This is a genomic window from Pseudoalteromonas luteoviolacea, assembly GCF_001750165.1.
GTDB lineage: Bacteria > Pseudomonadota > Gammaproteobacteria > Enterobacterales > Alteromonadaceae > Pseudoalteromonas > Pseudoalteromonas luteoviolacea_G.
In genome coordinates this window covers 2418551-2441826 of record NZ_CP015411.1, presented here as the reverse complement: position 1 = coordinate 2441826, position 23276 = coordinate 2418551, and the positions used below count along the sequence as shown (strand labels likewise).

The following is a 23276-nucleotide window of genomic DNA, read 5'->3' as shown; positions in this document are numbered from 1 at the left end:
AGATTTTGTGCTAGTAATGTTATTGCCAACAATGCGGTATTTAAATTAACACAGAGGCTTGTGCTGGCTAACTTTGTTCTGCAATTATTCATATAGAGGGTTTATATCACCCCCCATTCGATATTAACAACTGTTACCTGTCTTATTTAAGAATTGCCCCCAATAGCGATTGAAAACGGCCTTGTTTCCTAAATAATTGAACTTATGACTTTTTGCGTGATCAGATCAAAAAAACATAACGTAACCTATGTCGCCATGACAAAGAAAATTAAGAACTGGTCTGCCTATAACCGAGCGTTGATACAGCGTGGCAATATTGCTATTTGGCTCAGCGACGACGCTATTCAGCAATGGCAAACCACAGAAAAACACGGTGGGCGTGGTCGTTCAAATAAATATACTGACTTTGCAATTGAAACTTGCCTGACACTTCGGTCTGTCTTTAATTTGCCACTTCGAGCACTTGAAGGGTTCGTTAATTCCCTCCTCAATTTAATGGATGCACCTATTCATTCACCTGGTTACAGCTGTTTGTGCAAGCGAGGAAAGACACTAGATGTTCAATATCGAACCAAGCCAACCACGCAGGGATTTATTGATATTGTTGTCGATAGCACCGGCCTAAAAGTTTATGGTAACGGCGAATGGCATACCCGAAAACACCGAGCCAGCAAGCGTCGAACTTGGCGTAAGTTGCATTTAGCGATAGATGCAGCCAGTCATGACATTGTCAGTGCAGAGCTATCAATGGTGAATGTATCAGATGGTGAAGTATTAGGTGATTTACTGCGGTCATTACGGCGAAATGTTGACCGAGTTACAGGCGATGGTGCTTATGATACGCGTGATTGCTATGATGAAATTGCGGCTAAAGGTGCTGTGGCACGGATCCCCCCAAGGGAAAATGCCCAATATTGGGAGAAAGGTCATCCGAGAAACAGCGCCATAATATTAATGCATCAATTTGGTTTAAAAAACTGGAAGGAAAAGTCGGGTTATCATGAGCGTTCGCTGGCTGAAACGGGCGTATATCGTTTTAAACAGCTTACGGATGACCAATTAACAAGCCGTACCTTCAACAGTCAACACACAGAAGTAATGGTGATCAACACGATGAACAGGCTAGGTATGCCTGAATATCAGTAAAAATGACAAGACAGTTAGGAAGAGCATATTTGATCAACAAGGCCTATTGAGAATGCAAATATATCATGATTATGAGTACAAAAATGTTACCGAGCTGGTAAGTGCCATAAAAGAATATATAGAAGATTACAATCACAAACGAATTAAGCTGAAACTAAAAGGCCTGTTTTCGATAGCGTATCGAAATCAGGCCTTGAAAGCTGCTTTAAAATGAGTCCAACTTTATGGGGTCACTTCAATAAGAGAGCTTTTAAAAACAACTTTTGCTATCAGATACTACAACGTTTGTAGTTTCTGTATTCAGGCATCCAGTAGTTTTGCTCGATTGTAGCCCAAATACGCTCATCTGGCATGTCTAAGCATACGCCTTCTTCCATCGCCTTTTTAGCAACTGCGAACGCAATACGTTTACTTAGCTGTTCAATTTCAACCAGCGAAGGTAATAAGCTTCCTTTACCTGTATTGGCCCAAGGAGATGACTCAGCAAGTGTTTCGCTCGCAACCATCAACATTGATTCCGTAATACGAGATGCTTTTGCTGCAAGAGCACCTAAACCAATACCTGGGAAAATATAGCTGTTATTACACTGAGGTATTACATACGTTTCCCCACCAAACTCAACAGGCTCAAAAGGACTACCAGTTGCTACAATCGCCTGCCCTAGAGTCCATTCAATAACATCTTTTGGATGTGCTTCAACTTGGCGTGAAGGATTGCTCAAAGGGAAGATAATTGGCTGATCACAGCCTGAGTGCATCGCTTTAATGACTTGTTCTGTAAATAAACCTGGCTGGCCTGATACACCAATTAAAATGTCCGGTTGTGCACAATGCATAACATCTAGTAAAGATGCATACTCACCACTGTAGTTCCAATTCTCTAAGTTTGTTGAAGTCTGTACAAGTGCAGCTTGGAAGTCTCTTAAGCCTTCCATTCCCTCAGTTAATAGACCGAATCTATCAACCATAAAGACTTGGCTACGAGCTTGCTCATCTGACACCCCTTCAGACACCATTTGAGCGATAATCTGTTCTGCAATACCACAACCTGCAGAGCCTGCGCCAACGAATACAACTTTTTGTTCTGAAAGCTTAGCGCCTTTAACACGACATGCGGCAAGCAAAGAGCCTACAGTAACAGATGCTGTGCCCTGATGAATCCCCTAATGATTTTGGTAAAAATCATTAAGTTAAGGTGGATACACATCTTGTCATATGATCCCGGATCCGGCTGTAATCCGGGCAGCGCAACGGAACATTCATCAGTGTAAAAATGGAATCAATAAAGCCCTGCGCAGCGCGCAGGGTCAGCCTGAATACGCGTGCGGCCGCCGCGTTTAATGACCAGCACAGTCGTGATGGCAAGGTCAGAATAGCGCTGAGGTCTGCCTCGTGAAGAAGGTGTTGCTGACTCATACCAGGCCTGAATCGCCCCATCATCCAGCCAGAAAGTGAGGGAGCCACGGTTGATGAGAGCTTTGTTGTAGGTGGACCAGTTGGTGATTTTGAACTTTTGCTTTGCCACGGAACGGTCTGCGTTGTCGGGAAGATGCGTGATCTGATCCTTCAACTCAGCAAAAGTTCGATTTATTCAACAAAGCCGCCGTCCCGTCAAGTCAGCGTAATGCTCTGCCAGTGTTACAACCAATTAACCAATTCTGATTAGAAAAACTCATCGAGCATCAAATGAAACTGCAATTTATTCATATCAGGATTATCAATACCATATTTTTGAAAAAGCCGTTTCTGTAATGAAGGAGAAAACTCACCGAGGCAGTTCCATAGGATGGCAAGATCCTGGTATCGGTCTGCGATTCCGACTCGTCCAACATCAATACAACCTATTAATTTCCCCTCGTCAAAAATAAGGTTATCAAGTGAGAAATCACCATGAGTGACGACTGAATCCGGTGAGAATGGCAAAAGCTTATGCATTTCTTTCCAGACTTGTTCAACAGGCCAGCCATTACGCTCGTCATCAAAATCACTCGCATCAACCAAACCGTTATTCATTCGTGATTGCGCCTGAGCGAGACGAAATACGCGATCGCTGTTAAAAGGACAATTACAAACAGGAATCGAATGCAACCGGCGCAGGAACACTGCCAGCGCATCAACAATATTTTCACCTGAATCAGGATATTCTTCTAATACCTGGAATGCTGTTTTCCCGGGGATCGCAGTGGTGAGTAACCATGCATCATCAGGAGTACGGATAAAATGCTTGATGGTCGGAAGAGGCATAAATTCCGTCAGCCAGTTTAGTCTGACCATCTCATCTGTAACATCATTGGCAACGCTACCTTTGCCATGTTTCAGAAACAACTCTGGCGCATCGGGCTTCCCATACAATCGATAGATTGTCGCACCTGATTGCCCGACATTATCGCGAGCCCATTTATACCCATATAAATCAGCATCCATGTTGGAATTTAATCGCGGCCTCGAGCAAGACGTTTCCCGTTGAATATGGCTCATAACACCCCTTGTATTACTGTTTATGTAAGCAGACAGTTTTATTGTTCATGATGATATATTTTTATCTTGTGCAATGTAACATCAGAGATTTTGAGACACAACGTGGCTTTGTTGAATAAATCGAACTTTTGCTGAGTTGAAGGATCAGATCACGCATCTTCCCGACAACGCAGACCGTTCCGTGGCAAAGCAAAAGTTCAAAATCACCAACTGGTCCACCTACAACAAAGCTCTCATCAACCGTGGCTCCCTCACTTTCTGGCTGGATGATGGGGCGATTCAGGCCTGGTATGAGTCAGCAACACCTTCTTCACGAGGCAGACCTCAGCGCTATTCTGACCTTGCCATCACGACTGTGCTGGTCATTAAACGCGGCGGCCGCGGCCTAGGCGGCCTCATTATTTTATAGTTCATCCATGCCATGTGTAATCCCAGCAGCTGTTACAAACTCAAGAAGGACCATGTGGTCTCTCTTTTCGTTGGGATCTTTCGAAAGGGCAGATTGTGTGGACAGGTAATGGTTGTCTGGTAAAAGGACAGGGCCATCGCCAATTGGAGTATTTTGTTGATAATGGTCTGCTAGTTGAACGCTTCCATCTTCAATGTTGTGTCTAATTTTGAAGTTAACTTTGATTCCATTCTTTTGTTTGTCTGCCATGATGTATACATTGTGTGAGTTATAGTTGTATTCCAATTTGTGTCCAAGAATGTTTCCATCTTCTTTAAAATCAATACCTTTTAACTCGATTCTATTAACAAGGGTATCACCTTCAAACTTGACTTCAGCACGTGCCTTGTAGTTCCCGTCATCTTTGAAAAATATAGTTCTTTCCTGTACATAACCTTCGGGCATGGCACTCTTGAAAAAGTCATGCTGTTTCATATGATCTGGGTATCTCGCAAAGCATTGAAGACCATACGCGAAAGTAGTGACAAGTGTTGGCCATGGAACAGGTAGTTTTCCAGTAGTGCAAATAAATTTAAGGGTAAGTTTTCCGTATGTTGCATCACCTTCACCCTCTCCACTGACAGAAAATTTGTGCCCATTAACATCACCATCTAATTCAACAAGAATTGGGACAACTCCAGTGAAAAGTTCTTCTCCTTTACTCATATGTATATCTCCTTCTTAAATCTAGAAATCGGCCTAGGCGGCCACGCGTATTCAGGCTGACCCTGCGCGCTGCGCAGGGCTTTATTGATTCCATTTTTACACTGATGAATGTTCCGTTGCGCTGCCCGGATTACAGCCGGATCCGGGATCATATGACAAGATGTGTATCCACCTTAACTTAATGATTTTTACCAAAATCATTAGGGGATTCATCAGTGCTGTGCCTTGGATATCGTCGTTAAAACAGCAGATTTCGTCACGATAGCGTTTTAACAATGGCATTGCATTCGGCTGCGCAAAATCTTCAAATTGAAGTAATACGTTTGGCCAACGACGTTTTACCGCTTTGATAAACAGATCTAAAAACTCATCGTATTCTTCTTGGTTGATACGCTTATGCCTAGCACCCATGTACATTGGATCGTTTAATAATTTCTCATTATTTGTACCCACATCCAACATCACAGGTAAAGTATATGCTGGGCTGATACCACCACACACAGTATATAAAGCCAGCTTACCGATTGGGATCCCCATTCCACCGATACCTTGGTCACCAAGGCCAAGAATACGTTCACCGTCAGTTACAACGATAACTTTTACTTTGCCTTTCGTCGCGTTTCGTAAAATGTCATCAATATTGTGGCGGTCTTCGTAAGAAATGAACAACCCACGAGAGCTACGATAAATATCAGAGAACTTTTCACATGCATCACCAACAGTTGGCGTGTAAATGATAGGCATCATTTCTTCTAGGTGATCTCTCACTAGACGGTAATAAAGCGTCTCGTTGTTATCCTGAATAGCTCGTAAATATATATGTTTGTTTAGATTATCTTTGAAACTTGAAAATTGTTGATAACAACGCTCTACCTGCTCCTCAATTGTTTCATAACGAGGAGGAACTAAACCTGCAAGGTTGAAGTTTTCACGCTCACGCTGGCTAAATGCACTGCCTTTATTTAGAAGCGGAGTTTCCAATAAAGTTGGGCCAGAATATGGGATGTAGAGGTAGTTAGGGTCGGTTTGTTTAGTCATATTTACAAGCTGTGACTCTTAATTTTTTGATATAAGGGATCATTATTGTCTAAGTACACAAATTTTCAATATCTTTAGTGCACATCAGACCAATAAAACGGCCCTGTAAACGAATGAGAGATCCGTAAACAGGGTTATACATTATAACTGAATAATCTGTAATATCCTACGCTTACTCACTAGATTCTCCAAGTGCTACCCCTTCTCTTCTAGGATCGGCACCACCAAAAAGAAGACCTTCTTTAATTTCGATTGCATGAATGCCTGAATTTAGGTCAGAAATGCGTACTTTGTGCCCTTTTGACTCAAGCCATGGCTTAATTGCTTTGAGATCAGTACCTTTTTCCAAGGTTGTATATTTATTTCTATTGGTTACTCTAGGGAGATTTATTGCTTGCTGAGGAGTGAGACCCCAATCAAGTACTCCAATAACTGTTTGCGCAACATAATTTATAATTCGGCTCCCGCCTGGTGAGCCAACAACTAACTTTAAACTTCCATCTTTATTGAAAACCATTACAGGCGCCATTGAGCTTCTAGGTCGCTTGTTGGGCTCAACTCTGTTCGCGACCCAATTTCCTCCAATTTTTGGAGCCAGTGAAAAATCAGTAAGCTGGTTGTTCAACAGGTAGCCATTGACCATGACTGTCGACCCAAATCCCATTTCGATTGAACTCGTCATAGAAACTGCGTTGCCTTTGCTGTCTACGATTGATAAATGTGTAGTAGAAGGCAACTCATAGCTATTATCCTGCGCATAAGTTAATTTACCTTTTGTAGGGTCTCCAACAGGCACATTTTGGTTGTCTCGCTCTCCAATTAACTCAGCTCGAGATTTTATGTAAACAGGATTCAAAAGTCCTTGTGTAGGAACATCGACAAAATCTGGATCAGCTATATAGAAATTGCGATCGGCAAATGCTAACCGTGAGGCTTGTGTAAATAAATGGACAGCTTGTGGGTCATTTGGCTTGTATTGCGCCAGTTTTTTACCTTCCAAAAGCTTAAGGATTTGTAATACCGTTAAACCACCACTACTAGGCGGAGCCATTGAGCAGACCTTGTAGTCGTGGTAAGACGTGCAGACTGGATGACGTTCTTTACTCTGATAATTTGCAAGATCTGACATTGAGAGATGACCAGGAGCAATTTCAGACTTTTGCACCGCCTTTACCATATCTTCTGCATACTTACCTTCGTAGAAAGCTTTCGGGCCATACTCCGCAATTTCTCGATATAGTTTTGCAAGCTCTGGGTTTTTAACTAAAGCTCCAACTTCTAACGCCTTTCCATTAGGATAAAAATAGTCCTTGGCTGGAGATAGTTTTGTAAGCCCCGGATTAAACTCTTTTTTTAATAACATATGCAATCTTGGCGATACTTTAAATCCTTTACTTGCAAGGTCGATAGCTGGTTTGAACAGCTGTTTCCACTTTAGTACACCATATTTGTCATGTGCTTGCTTCATTGAGTGAATGATACCAGGCACACCTACGGATCGCCCACCAACAACTGCTTCTATCCATCTGACTGGTTTTCCTTCTTTATCTAAAAACAGTTTATGATCTGCTTTTTTAGGGGCGGTTTCCCGACCATCAAACGTCGTTAGATAGTCATTTTGTCTATCATAATGAAGAATGAACGCACCTCCGCCAATACCCGAAGATTGCGGCTCAACCAGTGTGAGCACAAGCTGTGCGGCAATCGCGGCATCAATTGCGCTACCACCTTGTTGTAACATCAACTGTCCTGCTTTACTAGCATGAGGGTTCGCAGCGACAACCATGTATTTTTCCGAAATTTTTTCTTTTTTGAGCGTAAACCCTGTAGCAGCTTCCGGTTCCCTTGCTTCTCTATTTTTAGGGCCTGCTTGGTCAGCTAATGCAGGAAAGCTAGATGCAAGTATGAGTGCAATGAATGTTTGCTTAAATTTGATTGTATTCATTATTTATTTTCGATCTTCGTTGGCATCATAAAAGTTAACAGGCACAATGTATTAAAATACCTTTATTATTGTAGACATAGCATGTTTGGTTTCAACCTTCCTATAAGCCCTGAATACATAATTCCACCAGTAACCTTGGCGATAATCGCAACGCTACTAATGATGTTTGATATGCGAGATACCCTTGAGTTTCATCGTCAGTTGATCAGTGAAGGTCAAGTTTGGCGAATTTGGAGTAGTCAATATATTCACACCAACTGGATGCATCTAGCTTTAAACCTTGTTGGTATATTGTTTATATGGGTACTGCATGCGGAACATACGTCAATACGTCGTTATTTTATACATGTATTATTACTCGGGTTATGGACCGGTTTAGGTATATGGCTATTTTGTCCAGATATCAGAGTATACACAGGATTGAGCGGATTGCTACATGGAATTATTGTTTGGGGGGCGCTTAAAGATATTCAAGTTAAAGAACCAACAGGTGTACTTTTATTCCTTGGCATAGCAGGCAAACTCGCTTGGGAACAATATGCAGGACCCAGTACAGATGTAGGTAATTTAATCGACTCTCGTGTTGCAATAGAATCACATCTTATTGGCGCAATAGGTGGACTTGTACTCGCAATTCCTTTACTGAGAAGTAAACAGCGTAGTGACATATCCGACGACTAAGAGGTGACGAGAAATGACATTTAATTGTGCAAAATAAACTAGCACGGTTTAATAAAGTTGAAAAAAGCCAGCGTATTGCTGGCTTTTTATATTTTGTTTAAAGATTCTCTTTAAATAGTTTGTAGATACGACGATATTCATCTAACCAACTTGACGGTTGAACGAAACCGTGTGGTTCTACTGGGTAGATAGCAGTCTCAAAGTTTTCTTTTTCAAGTTCAATGAAACGTTGCACAAGTCTAACTACATCTTGGAAAAATACATTATCATCAATCATAGGGGCATTGATAAGCAATGGCTTGTTTAGCCCTTCAGCAAAGTAAATTGGAGAGCTGCGCTTATATGCGATAGGGTCTACATCTGGTCTATTCAAGATATTCGACGTATACGGGTCATTATAATATGCCCAATCTGTCACCGGACGAAGTGCAGCACCCGCTTGGAAAAGTTCAGGTTGTGTGAACAATGCCATGAAAGTCATGAAACCACCGTAAGAACCACCGTAAGTACCTACTGAACCAGCATCTACATTGGCATTCTTTGTCATCCATTTCACGCCATCTGACAAGTCTTGGATTTCAGGCGTACCCATTTGACGATAAATTGCTGTACGCCAGTCTCTGCCATAACCTTTAGACGCTCGATAGTCCATATCCATTACTACATAGCCTTCGCTGGCAAGTAGAGAGTGGAACATAAACTCACGGAAATACACTGACCAACCCATATGAGAGTTTTGAAGGTAGCCTGCACCGTGGTTAAAAATAACTGCTTTACGCTTTTTCCCTGTTTCGCCAGGCTTGTAATCAGCAGGGTAATAAACTTTCGCATAGATAGGTGCATCAGTGTGGCTAGATGGTACTGCAACAATCTTAGGCGCGATGAGTTTTTTGTTTAAAAACTCATCAGAAACTGTGTTCGTTAGACGCTTTGGTTTGGCATTAGGCTGGGCATCAGCAACATAAAGCTCTGTCGGCATCATGATCTTAGAGTGCTTAAGCAACACTTTTGACTCATCTGGACTTAACGAGTAATCAGTCAAACCATTTAGATCTGTAATAGCAACCTTCTCTTTGGTATTTACATCAACTGTGTAAATTTCATAAATACCAGGGTGATCAACGTTAGCCTTAAAGAAAAACTTACTGTTATCACGTGTTAGCTTTGGATCAGAAACAACGAATTTACCTGAGGTCAGTTGTTTTGCTTTACCATCAATAGGCTTTATATATAAGTGGCTATATCCAGACTCTTCAGATAGGAAGAACAGCGTATCTTCGTCATTCAGCCAACCAAAATCATTATACGCATAGTTAACCCATGCCTTATCATGAAGTCTATGTTGAGGTTCAAGTTCACCTTTATCAAAATCTAAAGTCGCGATCCAGCGGTCTTTGTTATCCCATGCTTTGAACATCAGGGCAACTTGATCGCCTTTGCTATTCCATTGGATCGGTGATTGCGACCAGTACCAATCAAGCATCATTTTGATGGCTCTCGGCTCTTTCACAGACTTGTAAGTCTCACCTATGGCCTCAGCATTTTCTCTTTTAACATCCGCTAAGACGTCTTCATCAAACCCTGGCAATGTGTCGAAATCAATTGACTTTTCAACACCCGACTTTAAGTCAAAATAACGTACTTCAACTTCTACTGGTTTATTATCAGCGACTCTGCTTCTCGCTTGTACTGGGTCGATGTTGCCGTCTTGTCCAATGTAGTTTGGCATAATATCTTTGCTTGTCGCTTGAGAAAAAACATTCTCTTTACTCACTACCACAATGAGCTTGTCGCCGTTTGGCGATAAACTCGACTCAACGAGCAAGTTTCCTTCGCCAAGGTAGATTTGTTGACTAGCAATTGAGCTATTTTGCGATTCAATATTTGCCTGACGAGCTTCTTTATCGAGCGCGTTTTTATGAGTAAGTGCAACGTAATCAATTAGTTTATGTTGCTCTTTGGCGATGTATGTAGATGGCTCTTGTGTACCTGAAGGCTTATTGCCTAAATGAATCTTTACAAGCTCTTGTGTGAGGCCGGTTTCAACATTAACAGCAAATATTGTGTTACTTACTTTATAGGCAAGTTCCCCAGAGTTCATGAACTGAATAATTTGTTCATTCGTACTTGAACGAGTCAGCTGCTTAATCTGTTGAGTCTCAGTGTTTTTGACAAAAATATTGCCCTGAAATGTGTATGCTTGTAACTTACCATCGGCTGAATAAATAGCATTACCACTACCAATTTTATGCAGGTCAGACAAACTTATTTGCTGTGTCCCCTTGCTATCAATCGAAAAAGTATCCCTAAGCTGATTTCCAACCTGCTTCTGATTAAAGTAGATTGTATTACTATCCGCGCCCCAGTATGCATTTTCTGGTGAACGACTTATCCAATCTGGATCCGCCATAGCTTGCTCGAGCGTAATATTTTCTCCACCAAAATCAAGCGGTGTTTGTACGTTTTCTACAACAGTAGTTGCTTTATTTTTTGCGTCTGCAAGGTTAGATGGTTGGCTTGTTGTTTGACAACCCGTCAGCAGTAAACCTGCAACGGCAATGCTCAAAAGGGATTTTTTCATTAGAGCTCTTCTTTTAAGATTTTAATCTGCCCAATTTAATCAAAAGATAGAACATTATTCGATAAGTTTAAGACCAATAAACAAAGTTTTTAGCCTGTTTGCAGGTGGTGTTACAAAAAAACAACAATTGCGAATAAAAAAAGGCCAGTAATGCTACTGGCCAAATACTCTCTGCGCTCACATAGTCGTTGATAGACAACGAATATGAAATGAGGCATATCCAAGCCTCATAAATTAAGACTAGCGTAAAATTAAAAGGTTCAAAAAAATTTAGTAAATTTATTTAATAAAACCGTCAAGTATTAATACAAGTATGACTGAACTAACAATAATCCATAAAATCAACGCCATAACAAAGGGTTGCCAGCCACATTGTTTTAAAACTTTTTTCGAAACTCCTGACCCTATCAAAAATAAAGTGCCTATCAATAGTGCTTTGGCACCCTCATAACCTAACTCCCAGACAAACTTGAGTTCTGGAACCCAAGTATTGATTGCAGCAGCAAACAAAAAGCCGATAATAAAAAGAGGAATACTTGCCCTCTCCTCTGAACGCCAAAACACCCCTGCTAAAGCAGTATAAGGTACAATCCACATTGCTCGAGTAAGCTTAATTGTGGTCGCCATAGCGAGTGCTACGGGACCATAAGCTGCGGCAGCACCAACAACGCTACTAGTGTCATGAATGGCAAGCGCACTCCAAACAGCAAATTGACTTTGGCTAAGCCCAAAGTAATGACCGAGCCATGGGAATACCAATAGCCCTACAGCATTAAGTGAAAATACAATAGCGAGTGCTACGGCAATTTCGTCTTGTTTGGCTTTAATCACCGGAGCCATAGCAGCAATTGCACTACCACCGCAGATAGCCGTACCAAACGATATTAACGTTCCAGTATTCTTATTTAATCGAAAAAGTTGCGTCAATATCTCACCAAGCCCAATAATTGCAGTAATACTAACAATTGTTAGAACAATTGAACTCCGCCCTATTTCTAAGACCTGCATAATATCAACATTAAAGCCCAGTCCAATAACCGATATCTTGAGTAGTAACTTTGATAGATTCGCACTCTGTACTTCAAGGGGGTTGCCCAACAGAAGCGCAAATATAACCCCCAAAAAAAGCGCACTTGCAGACCCTAGCAACGGACTGATAGACGCCAAGAAACAGGTTGTATATAAGATTTTAAGGAAGTTTGGTTTACTCGCTAGCATAGACGAACTTAATAAATACTTAATTCAATAAAAAGCCGAGCTATTGCTCGGCTTTCTTTAGTTTAAAATCAAGGTGTGGCTTGTAGAGGCTACTCCTGGATAGTCTTCCTCTGGGAGTATGTCAGCCAATTCAGCTAACTTTTCTCCTAATTGGTGCAGACTGCCTGCAGACACATTGATATGGCCCATTTTTCGACCCGGTTTTGGATCTTTACCATACCAATGACTCGTACAATCGGGAACAGTTAAAACGCTTTGTGGAATATTTGGCTGACCGAGTACATTGACCATCGCAGTAGGCCTAACAAGTTCAGTTGAACCGATTGGGAGGCCTGTTATTGCACGCATATGGTTTTCGAATTGACTCGTGTGCGCACCTTGTTGTGTCCAGTGACCAGAATTATGGACACGAGGCGCTATCTCATTGACAAGCAGTTGACCACCTACATCGAAAAACTCGATGGCTAAGACGCCAACATAATTTAGCTCTGCCGCTAATTTCTCAAATGCAGACTCTGCTTGTGTTTGTATTGCCGCCTTTTCTTTGCCTGCAATAGACAAGGTTAAGACACCATTGGTGTGCTGATTCTCAGTCAAAGGGTAAACTTTGCACTGTCCATCTTTAGTGCGGACACCAATAATAGAGACTTCTCTATCAAATGGGATCATCTTTTCAGCAATAATGGAATGAGGTGCGGTGTCAGTGCCTGCGTCTAAAAATCGATTCATTTCAGACCATATTTGTTCTGCTTCATCAGACGTTTTCAAACGCCACTGACCTTTACCGTCGTAACCGGCCTGACAGGTTTTGATCACTAGAGGTAATCCAAGTTCATCTATTGCGTCAATAAATGCTTGTTTTTCTGTTATCAAAGCATAAGGAGCGCAGGGAACTTTCGCATTATCCAACAAAGCTTTTTCTTTACTACGGTCACCGCCTATAGCTATAGATTCGGCACCAGGGAAGAATTTTCCGCTTTGCTGACAGATGCTTAAAACATCCTCAGGAATGTGTTCAAACTCAGCCGTAATTGCATAGGACTGTTCAACTGCCTGTTCAAGTGTGGTTGGTTTTACTTCAAAAGTCACCGGGTTTATTACTTGTTTAGAACCTACATCGTAAGCTAAAACATCAATACCCAAATGTGTAGAAGCTAGGCTCATCATGCGGGCTAATTGGCCCGCGCCTAGAACTAAAACCTTCATGTTACTCAGCAGGATTAGGGTTAGCTAGAATTGTTTCAGTCTGTGCTTTTCTGAACGCTTCTACCTTTTCAAAAATTTCTGGCTGTTGGCAGCCTAGGATTTGAGCAGCTAACAGGCCAGCATTTGCAGCACCAGCATCGCCAATTGCGAGTGTACCTACCGCAACGCCTTTTGGCATTTGACAAATAGAAAGTAAAGAATCAACGCCGTTTAACGTCTTTGATTTAACAGGAACACCTAGAACTGGTAAGCTTGTGAATGCAGCAGCCATACCTGGTAAGTGCGCCGCGCCACCTGCTCCAGCAATAATAACCTTAATACCGCGATCCGCGGCCGATGATGCATAATCGGCCAATAATTGAGGAGTACGATGCGCCGAAACCACCTTTGTTTCATACTCAATGCCAAACTTATCTAACATATCTGCCGCATGTTGCATTGTAGGCCAATCCGACTTAGAGCCCATGATAATGCCAACCGTCATAATAAATCCTCAATTCTAAATTAAACGATACTTACTACAGCGCTAAAGGGGTTGCGCCGAAATCGAGAGTATTATACCCGAGTGATGCGTTAAAGCGAGCATCAATAATTAAAAAACCGCATAGTGCGGCTTTTTTGGTTGCATTATAACTTATTGCAAAGCATACGTTTTTAACAATCCTTATCCAGCATGCCTACTTTGAACAGGTTTTAGATCATTAACCGGCTTTTCAAATGCACTACGCCAATGTTTCGAAAACTCGTCTGGACCAAGGATCAAAACAAATAACATCAATCCCCCAGGAATAAGAACCACTTTGAGTGCTGGCCCGAGTACATAACTGTAAAAAAGAATAAATGGAACAAATAAAACATAACCAATAATTCGCGTTAGCATCAAACACCTCCCGTTAATTGAGCGCGCTCATTTAATTTAATGAGCGCGCTCAATTTTGTCAATATAAAGATTAGTTTGTTACATTTGTCGCAATTTATGATAAGCTTGCTATCGTACTCAATACTTTGATTTAATATGAAAAAAAGAGAAATTACAGCTCAGAAAATACTAGATGTCAGCTGGAATCTATTTCAAGAACACGGTTATGCGGAAACAACAACACGCCAGATCGCGTTACATGCATCTGTGGCCACCGGAACAGTGTTTAGCCACTTTCCGAATAAAATAGATATTTTAAAACTGGCAATGCATCAGCGTATTGACGAAGTACTTAAAGCAGCACATCAAGAAAACGAACAGACAAGTCCTCGGTTGCGCCTTAGGCACTACGCGAAGTTTTTGTATCGTTTTTACTGCGAAAACCGCCCTTTTAGCAAGGCTCTTTTACAAGACTTAATGTGGCACAGTACATTTTTCGAAGAGCAGCTTACAGAGTTCAAACATATGCTTTTTGAAGGTTATAAATACGATGAAGTTAAAGCCACCGCGATGATGGATTGTTACTTCATGACACTAATTTACGGTCTAAACAACGAAGAGCTCTCTCCTGTTGACTTAGTTTCACTTCTTACTGCAAAGTTACAAATGATTCATACATAAAATAAGTATGATGTGTTCTACTAAATATAGTTTTTGCCGAAACTGATATCCACTTCTAAACTTTAGATAGAGTCATAACCCAATCTATAGCTTGTGAAAACGTTATTAGTATTATTGTTTTTCTGCACTTCAGTTGCCTATGCTGTTGAGTCAGATCTTACGCTCACAAACGGCAAATACGTTAACTTAAGTGCTGGCAGCCAATATCTTCAAAATAATCAGTTTGGTATCGTTGATGTACTTTCTTTGCCACAAAATCACTGGCAGACAAATGAACTCAGTAATTTTAACTTAGGGTATACAAACCAAACTTATTGGGTCAAAGTTAACTTTTCACTATCAAGCGATCAACACGCTTATCTAATTGAAATAGCCTACCCTGTTCTCGACAGTTTAAAACTCTACTTGATGGATAATGATGATGTACTCAGCTATGCCAAGCTTGGTGACAAGCAACATTTCGACGAGCGACTAATCAAACATCACAATTTCATTTTACCCATAAATAAAGACATCAGCGGTCCTCTCACTCTGTTTATTCAAGCTGAATCTACGAGTGCTTTACAATTGCCCATCAGACTCTGGGAGCAAAAAGAGTTTTATGAAACAGATCAGCTTAATACACTTTTTCTCGGTATTTATTTTGGCTTAATGAGTATTATGGTGATCTACAACATCTTTATGTACCTTTCTCTCAAAGATGAAACTTTTCTATACTACGTTGTGTATGTATCGGCCATAATTGCGTTTTATTTTAGTTTATCAGGTCTCGCCTTCAGATACCTTTGGCAAGGAAGTTTATGGTGGAATGACCAATCTATACTCTTTTTCTTGGTAGCTGCTGTTTTAGCGGGCACATTTTTCATTATCAAGCTTTTAGAGCTACGAAAAAACAGTCTTATTTTATACAACGGCTGCCTATTCATTATTGGTATGGGCGTGTGTTTGCTATTTGCATCGATGTATTTTACATATGGTACGATGATAAGAGTGATCATTTTGTACGCTTCGATAGCTTGTTCTTGGGGTGTTATTACCAGAACGATAAAGTTGTTTGAAGGTACACATTTCTCTACATATTATTCATTGGCCTGGAACGCAGCATTGTGCGGTGGGCTTATCCTTGCCGCAAATAAGTTAAACTTTTTACCTAATAACTGGTTTACAGAACATGCTTTAACCATTGGCACATCGATAGAAGTCGCATGCTTATCCTTTGCTATGGCCGAGCGAATAAACTCTGAAAGAAGGAAACGATTCGTTGCTCAGGCAAGGAGTATGACTGAAATTCGCAAAGCAAATCAACGTTTAGAAACGGAGGTCATGAATAGAACGAGAGAACTGCAAACTGCGTATGATAAACTCAAACATATCTCTCGCATTGATGAGCTCACACAGGTATTTAATAGACGAAGCCTAAATGATGCGCTCAATACCGAATGCATGAGGGCCAAACGATTTGGTCACTCTGTTAGTTTATTAATGATCGATATTGACCATTTTAAAAAAATTAACGATACCTACGGCCATCAGTGTGGCGATAAATGTATAGCTCATATCGCTGACATGCTAAAAAAAACGTGCACGCGTGCAGGAGATATCGTTGCACGCTATGGCGGTGAAGAGTTTTGTATTTTGCTCCCCGAATGTAATGAGGGCGATGCATTCGAGCTAGCTGAGTTGATAAGAAAACACACTGAAGCATCGTTCGTTAGGTTTGAAAACACAGTAATTAAACTTACTGTGAGTATAGGTATTGCAACGCGTTGGGGTATCGACCTAGAGCCGCACGAACTGGTTAAACAATCAGATATGGCTTTGTACTTTGCCAAACAGCACGGCCGTAATCAAGTATCACTCGGGTCTGTATTTGACACATAAAAAGCCGACGTTTATGCCGGCTAAAATATATTATGCTATTGGACTCTCGGCCTGTCGCAACTTACTAACCCTAGGGCAATACCAAATACTGTTTTCTTCACCAGCATAAATACGCTTCTTCGCGCGCTTTAAGGCATAAAATGCAGCCAGTGCAAATCCTAAAGCGCCGATCTCAACACCCAAATCGACAATTGAATCTGGGCTCCAAATACCAATTGAAGGAAACACAAGAGCAATAAGTGAATTAAGCGGTATAGCAATACATAGCGCAATAAACAACTGTAAACCAATTAAACTGAATCTGGCGGCCCCAAAGGTAAATGAACTGACCATCGTTGCCAAGAACAGCGTATAGTAAACCCACATATAGGCAATGTTTATATTCCAATCACCTAATGTTAGCCATTTATTAGCAGCAAAAGTACCAGCTATGCCAATTGCGCAGCCAAGCGTTACCCCAATAGTTAAATTCGCCATAAAATAACTTGAACGACTTTGCGCTGTAGATTGTTTTTTACATCTTTTTTCAAGCCAGATTAAATTTCCGCTATAAAACAAGAATGCTCCACCTAACCCCATAATAAAATAAAGCCATCGGCCGAGCTCCCCACCATAACTTCCAAAATGAAGCCCAAAAAAGCTTGTTACTATCGCTCCCCAAACTCCTTGCTGCCCATGCTCACTGGTGACACTACTTGAGTTAATCTCCAATGTGAAAGGGTTCATGAATACATAATCATTATGTGGGCCGCGCATTAACGTGCGGTCACTGACTATCATAACCGTTGCAGACGGGTGCTCTGTTGTTAAACGGCTTAAACTCACGCTTTTAACTTCATAGCCAGGTGCATAGGTGAGTGTTGCTTGTTTTATTTCATTTAAAGAAGCTAAATCTCTTATTTCATATGTAACTTCTTGATGTTTTTCACCACCACCAAACATCGGCTTTTCACCGTATACTTGACTTAGCCCACCGTAAAATAAGTCGTGAAATGAAAAAACAATGACTGTCACCGCTATAATAATATGAAACGGTAAGCTGGCTATACCTACTAGATTATGTGAGTCTAACCAAAAGCGATTTGGGCCTTTCTCTTTTCGAAGTGCAAAAAAACTTTTTACAAGACTGGGTAATAAAAATATCAACCCAGATACTAGTGCAATAAAGTACAAAAATGCGGCTATACCCAAAACATATACACCCGCTTGATCATGCCCTAGCTCGCCTATTATCCCAGCTGAACGATGTAAATAATCAACCAACATAGACAACTCATTCACATGACGCAGTTCAGCAACCACTTCACCTTGATCATTGAGGGTTGCATGCCAAACTTGGTCATCCATTGAAAAACCACGTGCAGATCCATGTCCATACCATGATATTGGCGAGCTGCCATCTTCAAAACTGACCGTTACGCCTTTAAGTGCATTGGGCTTAGAAGATAATACATGTTGCAGTAATATGTCATGTTTTCCTGACTCGACTTGTTGTAGTTGATAATTTGGCGGCGTTGCCCAGTCATTAATCGCAGAGCTGAACATTGTAAGCGCTCCAGCAAAAAAGCCGATAAATAGCAATAACCCAGCTGTAATTCCCGTCCAAGTATGTAGGCTCTGATACGTCCTTAAAATATCTGACCTAACTTTCATAGGTAACTCCTTAATGCATACACAACTGCAATTGATAAAACCGCACCACCTCCAAGGTATATCCATGCTTGCTTGCCTGTTTTAAACAGGTAAACAAAACTAAGTATCAAGCACCAAATTGGTGTGATCATCCACATGTTAAACTGCGTTTTCCAGGACCTTTGCTCAGCTGTAATTTGTTCTGTAAGTCCAGTCGGGCCTATCCATGCAAAAATGCCTACAAGGCCAAGCGACAAGAAAAAACCAGCGAAGATCCCTGCGAACGTTTTACTCCACCAATGCGGCTGAATTTTATCTGTTTGAGACATGCCTAATTCCTTTTGATAAATAGGCTGATAAACGGAAAACAAAACAAAGCCGTCATCAAAATTAGGACCCATATAAATACACCTGCTGAACCAACAAAACTTAAGAGCCCAACTAATATTGCTGCAACTAATAACACGTAACCAAATTTTTGGTATGTTTTAGACATCGGCTTTTTTAATAACCTTTGGTGTCTATTCGATAAATAAGTAAGAAATGTACCGATGCTTATCAGTAACACCATTAGAAAAGCGTACAAACTTTTGCTCCTATCCTTAGCTTTCTAGTAATTGGAATACGGAATTATAAACATAACAGGGACATTTTTGCACAGTAAAAGTGTAATGATAATGGTTTTTATTAGCAATTTTATGTTAAAGCGCTAAATAAATGAATTTGTTCATACAAGCTATCCAATATTATTATGTTAAATTAATGGTGTTATTATTAGATTACCAAGTTACTTCTCTATTTTGTAATATTATCGCGGTGAGAAATCACTGATAAATTTAGGAAAAATTGACATACCCCTTTCTTATAGTCCTATAAAAATATATATAGCCATCAACGAATAAATATTATTAAATTAATAAAAACCCTAAATTTAGACAATAAAGCTAGCTAATTACATTAAATTTAAAAAAATAATGTTAACATTACAGACCTAACCATCTTTTCTATTATAAATACCTTAACATTCATTAAAATAACAAATTTATATTAGCTGAATGAAAAAATTTACCATACCAAAATAATCGCAATTCAACATTGCGCCTTATTTTTTAGCGGTATAATCAATGTTTTTTATAAAAGACATCCCTTTAAAATAAAAAATTAAAATTTACAAGAACCACACATAAATCTATAAAAAACTATTTTTACAAGAGGTAACAATGAAAAAGCTACTACTATCATTATTATTAATTCCATCCCTTTCTCATGCGGTCGGTAACATAAGCGCTGTTAATATTGAAAGTATCTATGTAAGAGAGAGCAGAACTGATATATATTTAAAACAACCAACTAATATCTCATGTGCAAATAAACAAAGATTGACCATTTTAAATGGTGAGTACCCTAACTCAGATGCTATGCTTTCCCTAGCCATCGCTGCACATGCCTCCGGAAAAAAAATTACGGCTTATGTCGGCGTATGCCATGATGGCTTGGGCAAAGTGACTGCGATCAATATGACCGAACACTAAAAATGTCCATATTTCATTAAGACAGAAAATAATAAGTCAACACTTATAACTAAGTTTGACTTATTATAAATTGGAGTGTCATTATTGATGCTAAAATGTACTACTGGTTAGCCTTTATTACTAGGAATAAACTCTAAAACGTTAGCATTAATACAATATCTATCAGTACCACCGGGTCCCTCGTTTTCAAACACGTGACCTAAATGAATACCAGTTGATTTTGATCGTATCTCAGTTCTTACCATGCCGTAACTCAAGTCTTTATGATATGTAACACTATTCTTTACTGGGTATTTAAACGACAACCACCCTGTGCCTGAGTTAAACCTGTCGTTTGTGTCAAACAACGGTGCACCACTGAGTTTATCTACAAATATCCCATCTCCGGTATTTTTGAAAATATCATACTGCTTACAAAACGGTCTCTCTGTACCTTTTTTAAACGCAATTTTATATGCTTCGGTATTACCTAATTTGAATGCTCCCAATACCTTATAAAATGTTTCTCGATTCATAAACCCTTGATAACCTGCAATTTCTTTGCCATTTTCAATTAGAAGAATGGTTGGTGTTGCCCAAGTAGCTGACATTATATCGATGCCTTTTAGTTGATCTGCATACCTGTAATGAAGTGGAACTGAACCTTGATAGTCATTAAGAACCGTATTTTTTAACTTTTCGCAATATGGACAGTAGCTTCGTGAATCTAAAACTACAATATGTTTACCTTGCTTCAAAGCATCATTATTTACACTTTTCACATCTTTTTTCTCAAAAGTCACACCTGTGCTGTGATCAGGGCAATATCCATTTGGGTTTTTTGCAAGGTAATTTTGATGATATTCTTCAGCTGAATAAAATCGTTTAAGTGGTTTAATCTTGGTTTGAATATCTCCATAACCCGCTTTTTGTAGAAGCAGCTGGTAACGTGCTTTGAGAGCGTGAGCTTGTTTCGCCTGTTCATCCGAATCAAACAGGATAATAGAACGATATTGCGTGCCTACATCATTGCCTTGACGGTTCTTTTGTGTGGGGTCGTGACTTTCAAAATACGACTTAATCAATGACTCTGTCGAAATCAAATTGGCGTTATATGTTACCTTCACCACTTCCGCATAGTTGTTTTCATCAAAACGTCTACGTGAACTAGTAATGTTTTTGTAAGTCGCTTTGAACCCACTGCCATCGGCATAGCCGGATTCTGCATCGATCACCCCTTTCATCGCTTCATAGCGTTTTTCTGGTCCCCAAAAGCAACCAGAACCAAGCACAAGCGTTTGAATATTCACACTTGCATTATCCATTTCAGGTTTAGGCATATCAGCGCTATAGCTAAAAGCCGAAAATAAACCCAGTAACAAAGTAAAGGTAATCTGCCTTTTCACTTACATGCTCCCATTTTTATCGTCTAATCAATTGGACCGTGCTTTGAATAAAACAATTTCAAATTTTTGGATAGTCATGATAAAAGTGTTTAACTTACAAACAGCAACAAAGGTAACTAATCTAGTAGAGCTGTGAACTAAGCCAACATTCTTTAACTAAATTTTAGACTCAATGAAGGTTTGAAAACTGATTGCTACACTCATGTCACAGTCCTAATTTGTTCGTTGCAATTGCAACTCACCCTGCAATACGAGCTATTCAACGACATTAGATTAATATGCATAAAAAAATAAGGTAAAACAGTGCCACGCAATATCCAGAGGATTATTAAAATGTCATTTATCTCTCGCCTTTCAGCGATCGCAGTCGCACTTGGTGCATCAGTTTCCGCCAACGCTGCAGATATCAAATTCACTTCTACACTTGATAACGCTGATTCTTTAGTTGTTTTCAAAGCTGAAGATCAAAAATCGGCTTTCAAATTTCTAGACAAACCAACTAGAGCGCAATTAAACAGAGCATTAGAAAGTGAAGACTTCCAAGGTAAATTTGGAAAAACAGTCGAAGTGCTAGCGCCAGTTTCCTCTGACTATAAACGTATTATTGTGGTTGGTCTTGGTAAAGAAGATGAACTAAACGCAAGTAAAATGACAAAACTTGGTGGCAACTTACACGCAAAGCTTGAAGACAAAAAATCTGCCAGCGTTGCAATTGCTTTTGAAAACTTTGATGGTGAAATAAATAACGCGCAACTTGCAGCTCAATTAGCGCATGGTATCAACCTTCGCGACCACACTTTTGAAGTGTACAAAAAAGAGCCAAATACATTTAATGTGAGCTATAGCATCGATGTGGACAGTAAACGTAAAGCGGCTAAAGAATATATTACACTAGAGCATATTCAATCAGGTGTCTTCTTAGCACGTGACCTTACATCAGAAATTGCATCAGAAATGACACCTGTTGATTTTGCTAAAGCAGCAAAAGAGCTTGAGCAATATGGCGTAGAGGTAAAAGTACTTGAGCCTGCTGAAATTAAAGAATTAGGCATGGGCGCATTAGAAGCTGTAGGTCGTGGTAGTGCACAAGGCTCACGTCTAGTAATCGCGCACTACAAAGGCAATAACGACACGCCGATCGCTTTGGTTGGTAAAGGCATTACATTTGACTCAGGCGGTTATAATGTAAAGACAGGCAAGTCTATTGCACTTATGAAAGTAGACATGGCGGGTGCTGCTGCGGTACTTGGTACAGTAAAAGCAATGGCTAAAGCAAAAGCAGACGTAAATGTCGTTGCTGTTATGCCTATGGCGGCAAACATGGTATCGGAAAACTCATTCGCACCAGGTGATGTACTTCGCACAGCTGAAGGCCTAAGTGTTGAAGTACTGAACACAGACGCTGAAGGTCGTCTAATTCTGAGTGATGCTTTGTGGTACGCTCGTGAGTTTTATAAGCCAGAAATCATGGTTGACCTTGCTACTTTAACAGGTTCAAAAATCCGCGCAGTTGGTAATGACTACTCAGCTATTTTCTCAGAAGACGAAGAATTAGTTAAAGAGTTCACCATTGCTGGTCAAACAGTAAATGAGCAAGTTTGGCGTTTACCACTTGGTTATAAAGATGCGCTCAAGTCTGACATTGCAGACATGACAAATATTGGTTCTTACGGCCCGGGTGCAACAACTGCTGCGACATTCTTACAACAATTTGTTGGTGATACTCGTTGGGTACACCTTGATATCGCAGGCAATGCAATTTCTAAGAAAACCAAAGATGAAGTACCTGCAGGTGGTACTGGCTATGGTGTAAGAATTCTTAGTGAATGGCTATTAAGCGGCAACTAATCAACTCTATGAAAGGCCATGCAATTGCATGGCCTTTTTCTTATTTCTAAT

The 23276-nt window shown here is 40.2% G+C and carries 18 protein-coding genes and 5 pseudogenes; 9 read left to right on the top strand and 14 right to left on the bottom strand.

All coding sequences use genetic code 11. The annotated features are described in order from the left end of the window. Positions 1–255 precede the first annotated feature (255 nt). Together S4054249_RS10320 and S4054249_RS27295 are read left to right on the top strand one after the other, a co-directional pair. Complete coding sequence (locus S4054249_RS10320) at positions 256–1146, top strand: IS5 family transposase (RefSeq protein WP_069949090.1); 891 nt, start codon at positions 256–258, stop codon at positions 1144–1146. Positions 1147–1198: 52 nt separating this feature from the next. Beyond that, positions 1199–1360: an IS3 family transposase gene (locus S4054249_RS27295; RefSeq protein ID WP_080928298.1), complete on the top strand. Its 162-nt coding sequence runs from the start codon at positions 1199–1201 to the stop codon at positions 1358–1360. A gap of 55 nt (positions 1361–1415) precedes the next feature. Here S4054249_RS27295 and maeA (S4054249_RS10315) read toward each other — a convergent pair. The 3 genes and pseudogenes from maeA (S4054249_RS10315) to S4054249_RS10305 form a co-directional block, all read right to left on the bottom strand. Next, a pseudogene (gene maeA / locus S4054249_RS10315) lies at positions 1416–2300 on the bottom strand (oxaloacetate-decarboxylating malate dehydrogenase); the annotation flags it as partial. 70 nt (positions 2301–2370) lie between these two features. After that, positions 2371–2671: pseudogene (locus S4054249_RS10310) on the bottom strand (transposase); the annotation flags it as partial. 137 nt (positions 2672–2808) lie between these two features. Further along, entirely contained in the window at positions 2809–3624 is an 816-nt protein-coding gene (locus S4054249_RS10305) for an aminoglycoside O-phosphotransferase APH(3')-Ia (protein ID WP_000018329.1), read from the bottom strand. 181 nt (positions 3625–3805) lie between these two features. Here S4054249_RS10305 and S4054249_RS10300 point away from each other — a divergent pair. Next, positions 3806–3997 (top strand): annotated as a pseudogene (locus S4054249_RS10300) (transposase); the annotation flags it as partial. Between the two features lie 30 nt (positions 3998–4027). On the opposite strand, the gene S4054249_RS10295 reads toward S4054249_RS10300, so the two are convergent. Further along, entirely contained in the window at positions 4028–4738 is a 711-nt protein-coding gene (locus tag S4054249_RS10295; protein ID WP_069953167.1) for a hypothetical protein, read from the bottom strand. Positions 4739–4782: 44 nt separating this feature from the next. On the opposite strand from S4054249_RS10295, the pseudogene S4054249_RS26305 reads away from it, so the two are divergent. Further along, positions 4783–4881: pseudogene (locus S4054249_RS26305) on the top strand (transposase); the annotation flags it as partial. 73 nt (positions 4882–4954) lie between these two features. On the opposite strand, the pseudogene maeA (S4054249_RS10290) reads toward S4054249_RS26305, so the two are convergent. Further along, positions 4955–5776 (bottom strand): annotated as a pseudogene (gene maeA / locus S4054249_RS10290) (oxaloacetate-decarboxylating malate dehydrogenase); the annotation flags it as partial. A 172-nt stretch (positions 5777–5948) separates the two neighbouring features. Beyond that, entirely contained in the window at positions 5949–7721 is a 1773-nt protein-coding gene (gene ggt / locus S4054249_RS10285) for a gamma-glutamyltransferase (RefSeq protein ID WP_046355077.1), read from the bottom strand. An 81-nt stretch (positions 7722–7802) separates the two neighbouring features. Between ggt and rrtA the strand changes: the two genes are divergently transcribed. Beyond that, positions 7803–8402, top strand: a complete 600-nt coding sequence (gene rrtA, locus S4054249_RS10280) for a rhombosortase (protein ID WP_046355078.1) — start codon at positions 7803–7805, stop codon at positions 8400–8402. Between the two features lie 97 nt (positions 8403–8499). On the opposite strand, the gene S4054249_RS10275 is transcribed toward rrtA, so the two are convergent. From S4054249_RS10275 to S4054249_RS10255, 5 genes are all read right to left on the bottom strand, one after another. Further along, on the bottom strand, positions 8500–10983 hold the full coding sequence (locus S4054249_RS10275; protein WP_046355079.1) for a prolyl oligopeptidase family serine peptidase: 2484 nt from the start codon (positions 10981–10983) through the stop codon (positions 8500–8502). Between the two features lie 279 nt (positions 10984–11262). Next, on the bottom strand, positions 11263–12201 hold the full coding sequence (locus tag S4054249_RS10270; RefSeq protein ID WP_046355080.1) for a YeiH family protein: 939 nt from the start codon (positions 12199–12201) through the stop codon (positions 11263–11265). A gap of 57 nt (positions 12202–12258) precedes the next feature. Continuing rightward, positions 12259–13407, bottom strand: coding sequence for a 5-(carboxyamino)imidazole ribonucleotide synthase (locus S4054249_RS10265; protein ID WP_046355081.1), 1149 nt, complete (start codon positions 13405–13407; stop codon positions 12259–12261). Position 13408: 1 nt separating this feature from the next. Continuing rightward, entirely contained in the window at positions 13409–13891 is a 483-nt protein-coding gene (purE, locus tag S4054249_RS10260) for a 5-(carboxyamino)imidazole ribonucleotide mutase (protein WP_039610090.1), read from the bottom strand. Positions 13892–14071: 180 nt separating this feature from the next. Continuing rightward, positions 14072–14287: a hypothetical protein gene (locus S4054249_RS10255; RefSeq protein ID WP_046355082.1), complete on the bottom strand. Its 216-nt coding sequence runs from the start codon at positions 14285–14287 to the stop codon at positions 14072–14074. 135 nt (positions 14288–14422) lie between these two features. Here S4054249_RS10255 and S4054249_RS10250 point away from each other — a divergent pair, with 135 nt between their 5' ends. Beyond that, the gene (locus tag S4054249_RS10250) at positions 14423–14947 is read left to right on the top strand and encodes a TetR/AcrR family transcriptional regulator (protein ID WP_046355083.1); all 525 of its coding nucleotides are present in this window, start codon (positions 14423–14425) and stop codon (positions 14945–14947) included. Positions 14948–15040: 93 nt separating this feature from the next. Beyond that, entirely contained in the window at positions 15041–16828 is a 1788-nt protein-coding gene (locus S4054249_RS10245; RefSeq protein WP_046355084.1) for a sensor domain-containing diguanylate cyclase, read from the top strand. 30 nt (positions 16829–16858) lie between these two features. On the opposite strand, the gene S4054249_RS10240 is transcribed toward S4054249_RS10245, so the two are convergent. Then, positions 16859–18481, bottom strand: a complete 1623-nt coding sequence (locus tag S4054249_RS10240; RefSeq protein ID WP_046355085.1) for a PepSY-associated TM helix domain-containing protein — start codon at positions 18479–18481, stop codon at positions 16859–16861. Further along, complete coding sequence (locus S4054249_RS10235; protein WP_419555188.1) at positions 18478–18861, bottom strand: hypothetical protein; 384 nt, start codon at positions 18859–18861, stop codon at positions 18478–18480. Before S4054249_RS10235 ends, S4054249_RS10240 begins: the two co-directional genes overlap by 4 nt. An 819-nt stretch (positions 18862–19680) precedes the next feature. Here S4054249_RS10235 and S4054249_RS10225 point away from each other — a divergent pair. Further along, positions 19681–19992: a hypothetical protein gene (locus tag S4054249_RS10225; RefSeq protein ID WP_046355088.1), complete on the top strand. Its 312-nt coding sequence runs from the start codon at positions 19681–19683 to the stop codon at positions 19990–19992. A 107-nt stretch (positions 19993–20099) separates the two neighbouring features. On the opposite strand, the gene msrA is transcribed toward S4054249_RS10225, so the two are convergent. Continuing rightward, positions 20100–21311: a peptide-methionine (S)-S-oxide reductase MsrA gene (msrA, locus tag S4054249_RS10220; RefSeq protein WP_145925079.1), complete on the bottom strand. Its 1212-nt coding sequence runs from the start codon at positions 21309–21311 to the stop codon at positions 20100–20102. Positions 21312–21710: 399 nt separating this feature from the next. Here msrA and S4054249_RS10215 point away from each other — a divergent pair, with 399 nt between their 5' ends. Then, positions 21711–23225 (top strand): leucyl aminopeptidase, encoded by a 1515-nt coding sequence (locus S4054249_RS10215; RefSeq protein ID WP_046355089.1) that lies wholly within the window; start codon positions 21711–21713, stop codon positions 23223–23225. The last annotated feature ends 51 nt before the right edge of the window (positions 23226–23276 follow it).

Bases quoted from the DNA above. Each gene is read 5' to 3' on its own strand.
- S4054249_RS10320 (WP_069949090.1), top strand. From the start codon at position 256: ATGACAAAGAAAATTAAGAACTGGTCTGCCTATAACCGAGCGTTGATA.
- S4054249_RS27295 (WP_080928298.1), top strand. From the start codon at position 1,199: ATGCAAATATATCATGATTATGAGTACAAAAATGTTACCGAGCTGGTA.
- S4054249_RS10305 (WP_000018329.1), bottom strand. From the start codon at position 3,624: ATGAGCCATATTCAACGGGAAACGTCTTGCTCGAGGCCGCGATTAAAT.
- S4054249_RS10295 (WP_069953167.1), bottom strand. From the start codon at position 4,738: ATGAGTAAAGGAGAAGAACTTTTCACTGGAGTTGTCCCAATTCTTGTT.
- ggt (WP_046355077.1), bottom strand. From the start codon at position 7,721: ATGAATACAATCAAATTTAAGCAAACATTCATTGCACTCATACTTGCA.
- rrtA (WP_046355078.1), top strand. From the start codon at position 7,803: ATGTTTGGTTTCAACCTTCCTATAAGCCCTGAATACATAATTCCACCA.
- S4054249_RS10275 (WP_046355079.1), bottom strand. From the start codon at position 10,983: ATGAAAAAATCCCTTTTGAGCATTGCCGTTGCAGGTTTACTGCTGACG.
- S4054249_RS10270 (WP_046355080.1), bottom strand. From the start codon at position 12,201: ATGCTAGCGAGTAAACCAAACTTCCTTAAAATCTTATATACAACCTGT.
- S4054249_RS10265 (WP_046355081.1), bottom strand. From the start codon at position 13,407: ATGAAGGTTTTAGTTCTAGGCGCGGGCCAATTAGCCCGCATGATGAGC.
- purE (WP_039610090.1), bottom strand. From the start codon at position 13,891: ATGACGGTTGGCATTATCATGGGCTCTAAGTCGGATTGGCCTACAATG.
- S4054249_RS10255 (WP_046355082.1), bottom strand. From the start codon at position 14,287: ATGCTAACGCGAATTATTGGTTATGTTTTATTTGTTCCATTTATTCTT.
- S4054249_RS10250 (WP_046355083.1), top strand. From the start codon at position 14,423: ATGAAAAAAAGAGAAATTACAGCTCAGAAAATACTAGATGTCAGCTGG.
- S4054249_RS10240 (WP_046355085.1), bottom strand. From the start codon at position 18,481: ATGAAAGTTAGGTCAGATATTTTAAGGACGTATCAGAGCCTACATACT.
- S4054249_RS10235 (WP_419555188.1), bottom strand. From the start codon at position 18,861: ATGGGTCCTAATTTTGATGACGGCTTTGTTTTGTTTTCCGTTTATCAG.
- S4054249_RS10225 (WP_046355088.1), top strand. From the start codon at position 19,681: ATGAAAAAGCTACTACTATCATTATTATTAATTCCATCCCTTTCTCAT.
- msrA (WP_145925079.1), bottom strand. From the start codon at position 21,311: ATGCCTAAACCTGAAATGGATAATGCAAGTGTGAATATTCAAACGCTT.
- S4054249_RS10215 (WP_046355089.1), top strand. From the start codon at position 21,711: ATGTCATTTATCTCTCGCCTTTCAGCGATCGCAGTCGCACTTGGTGCA.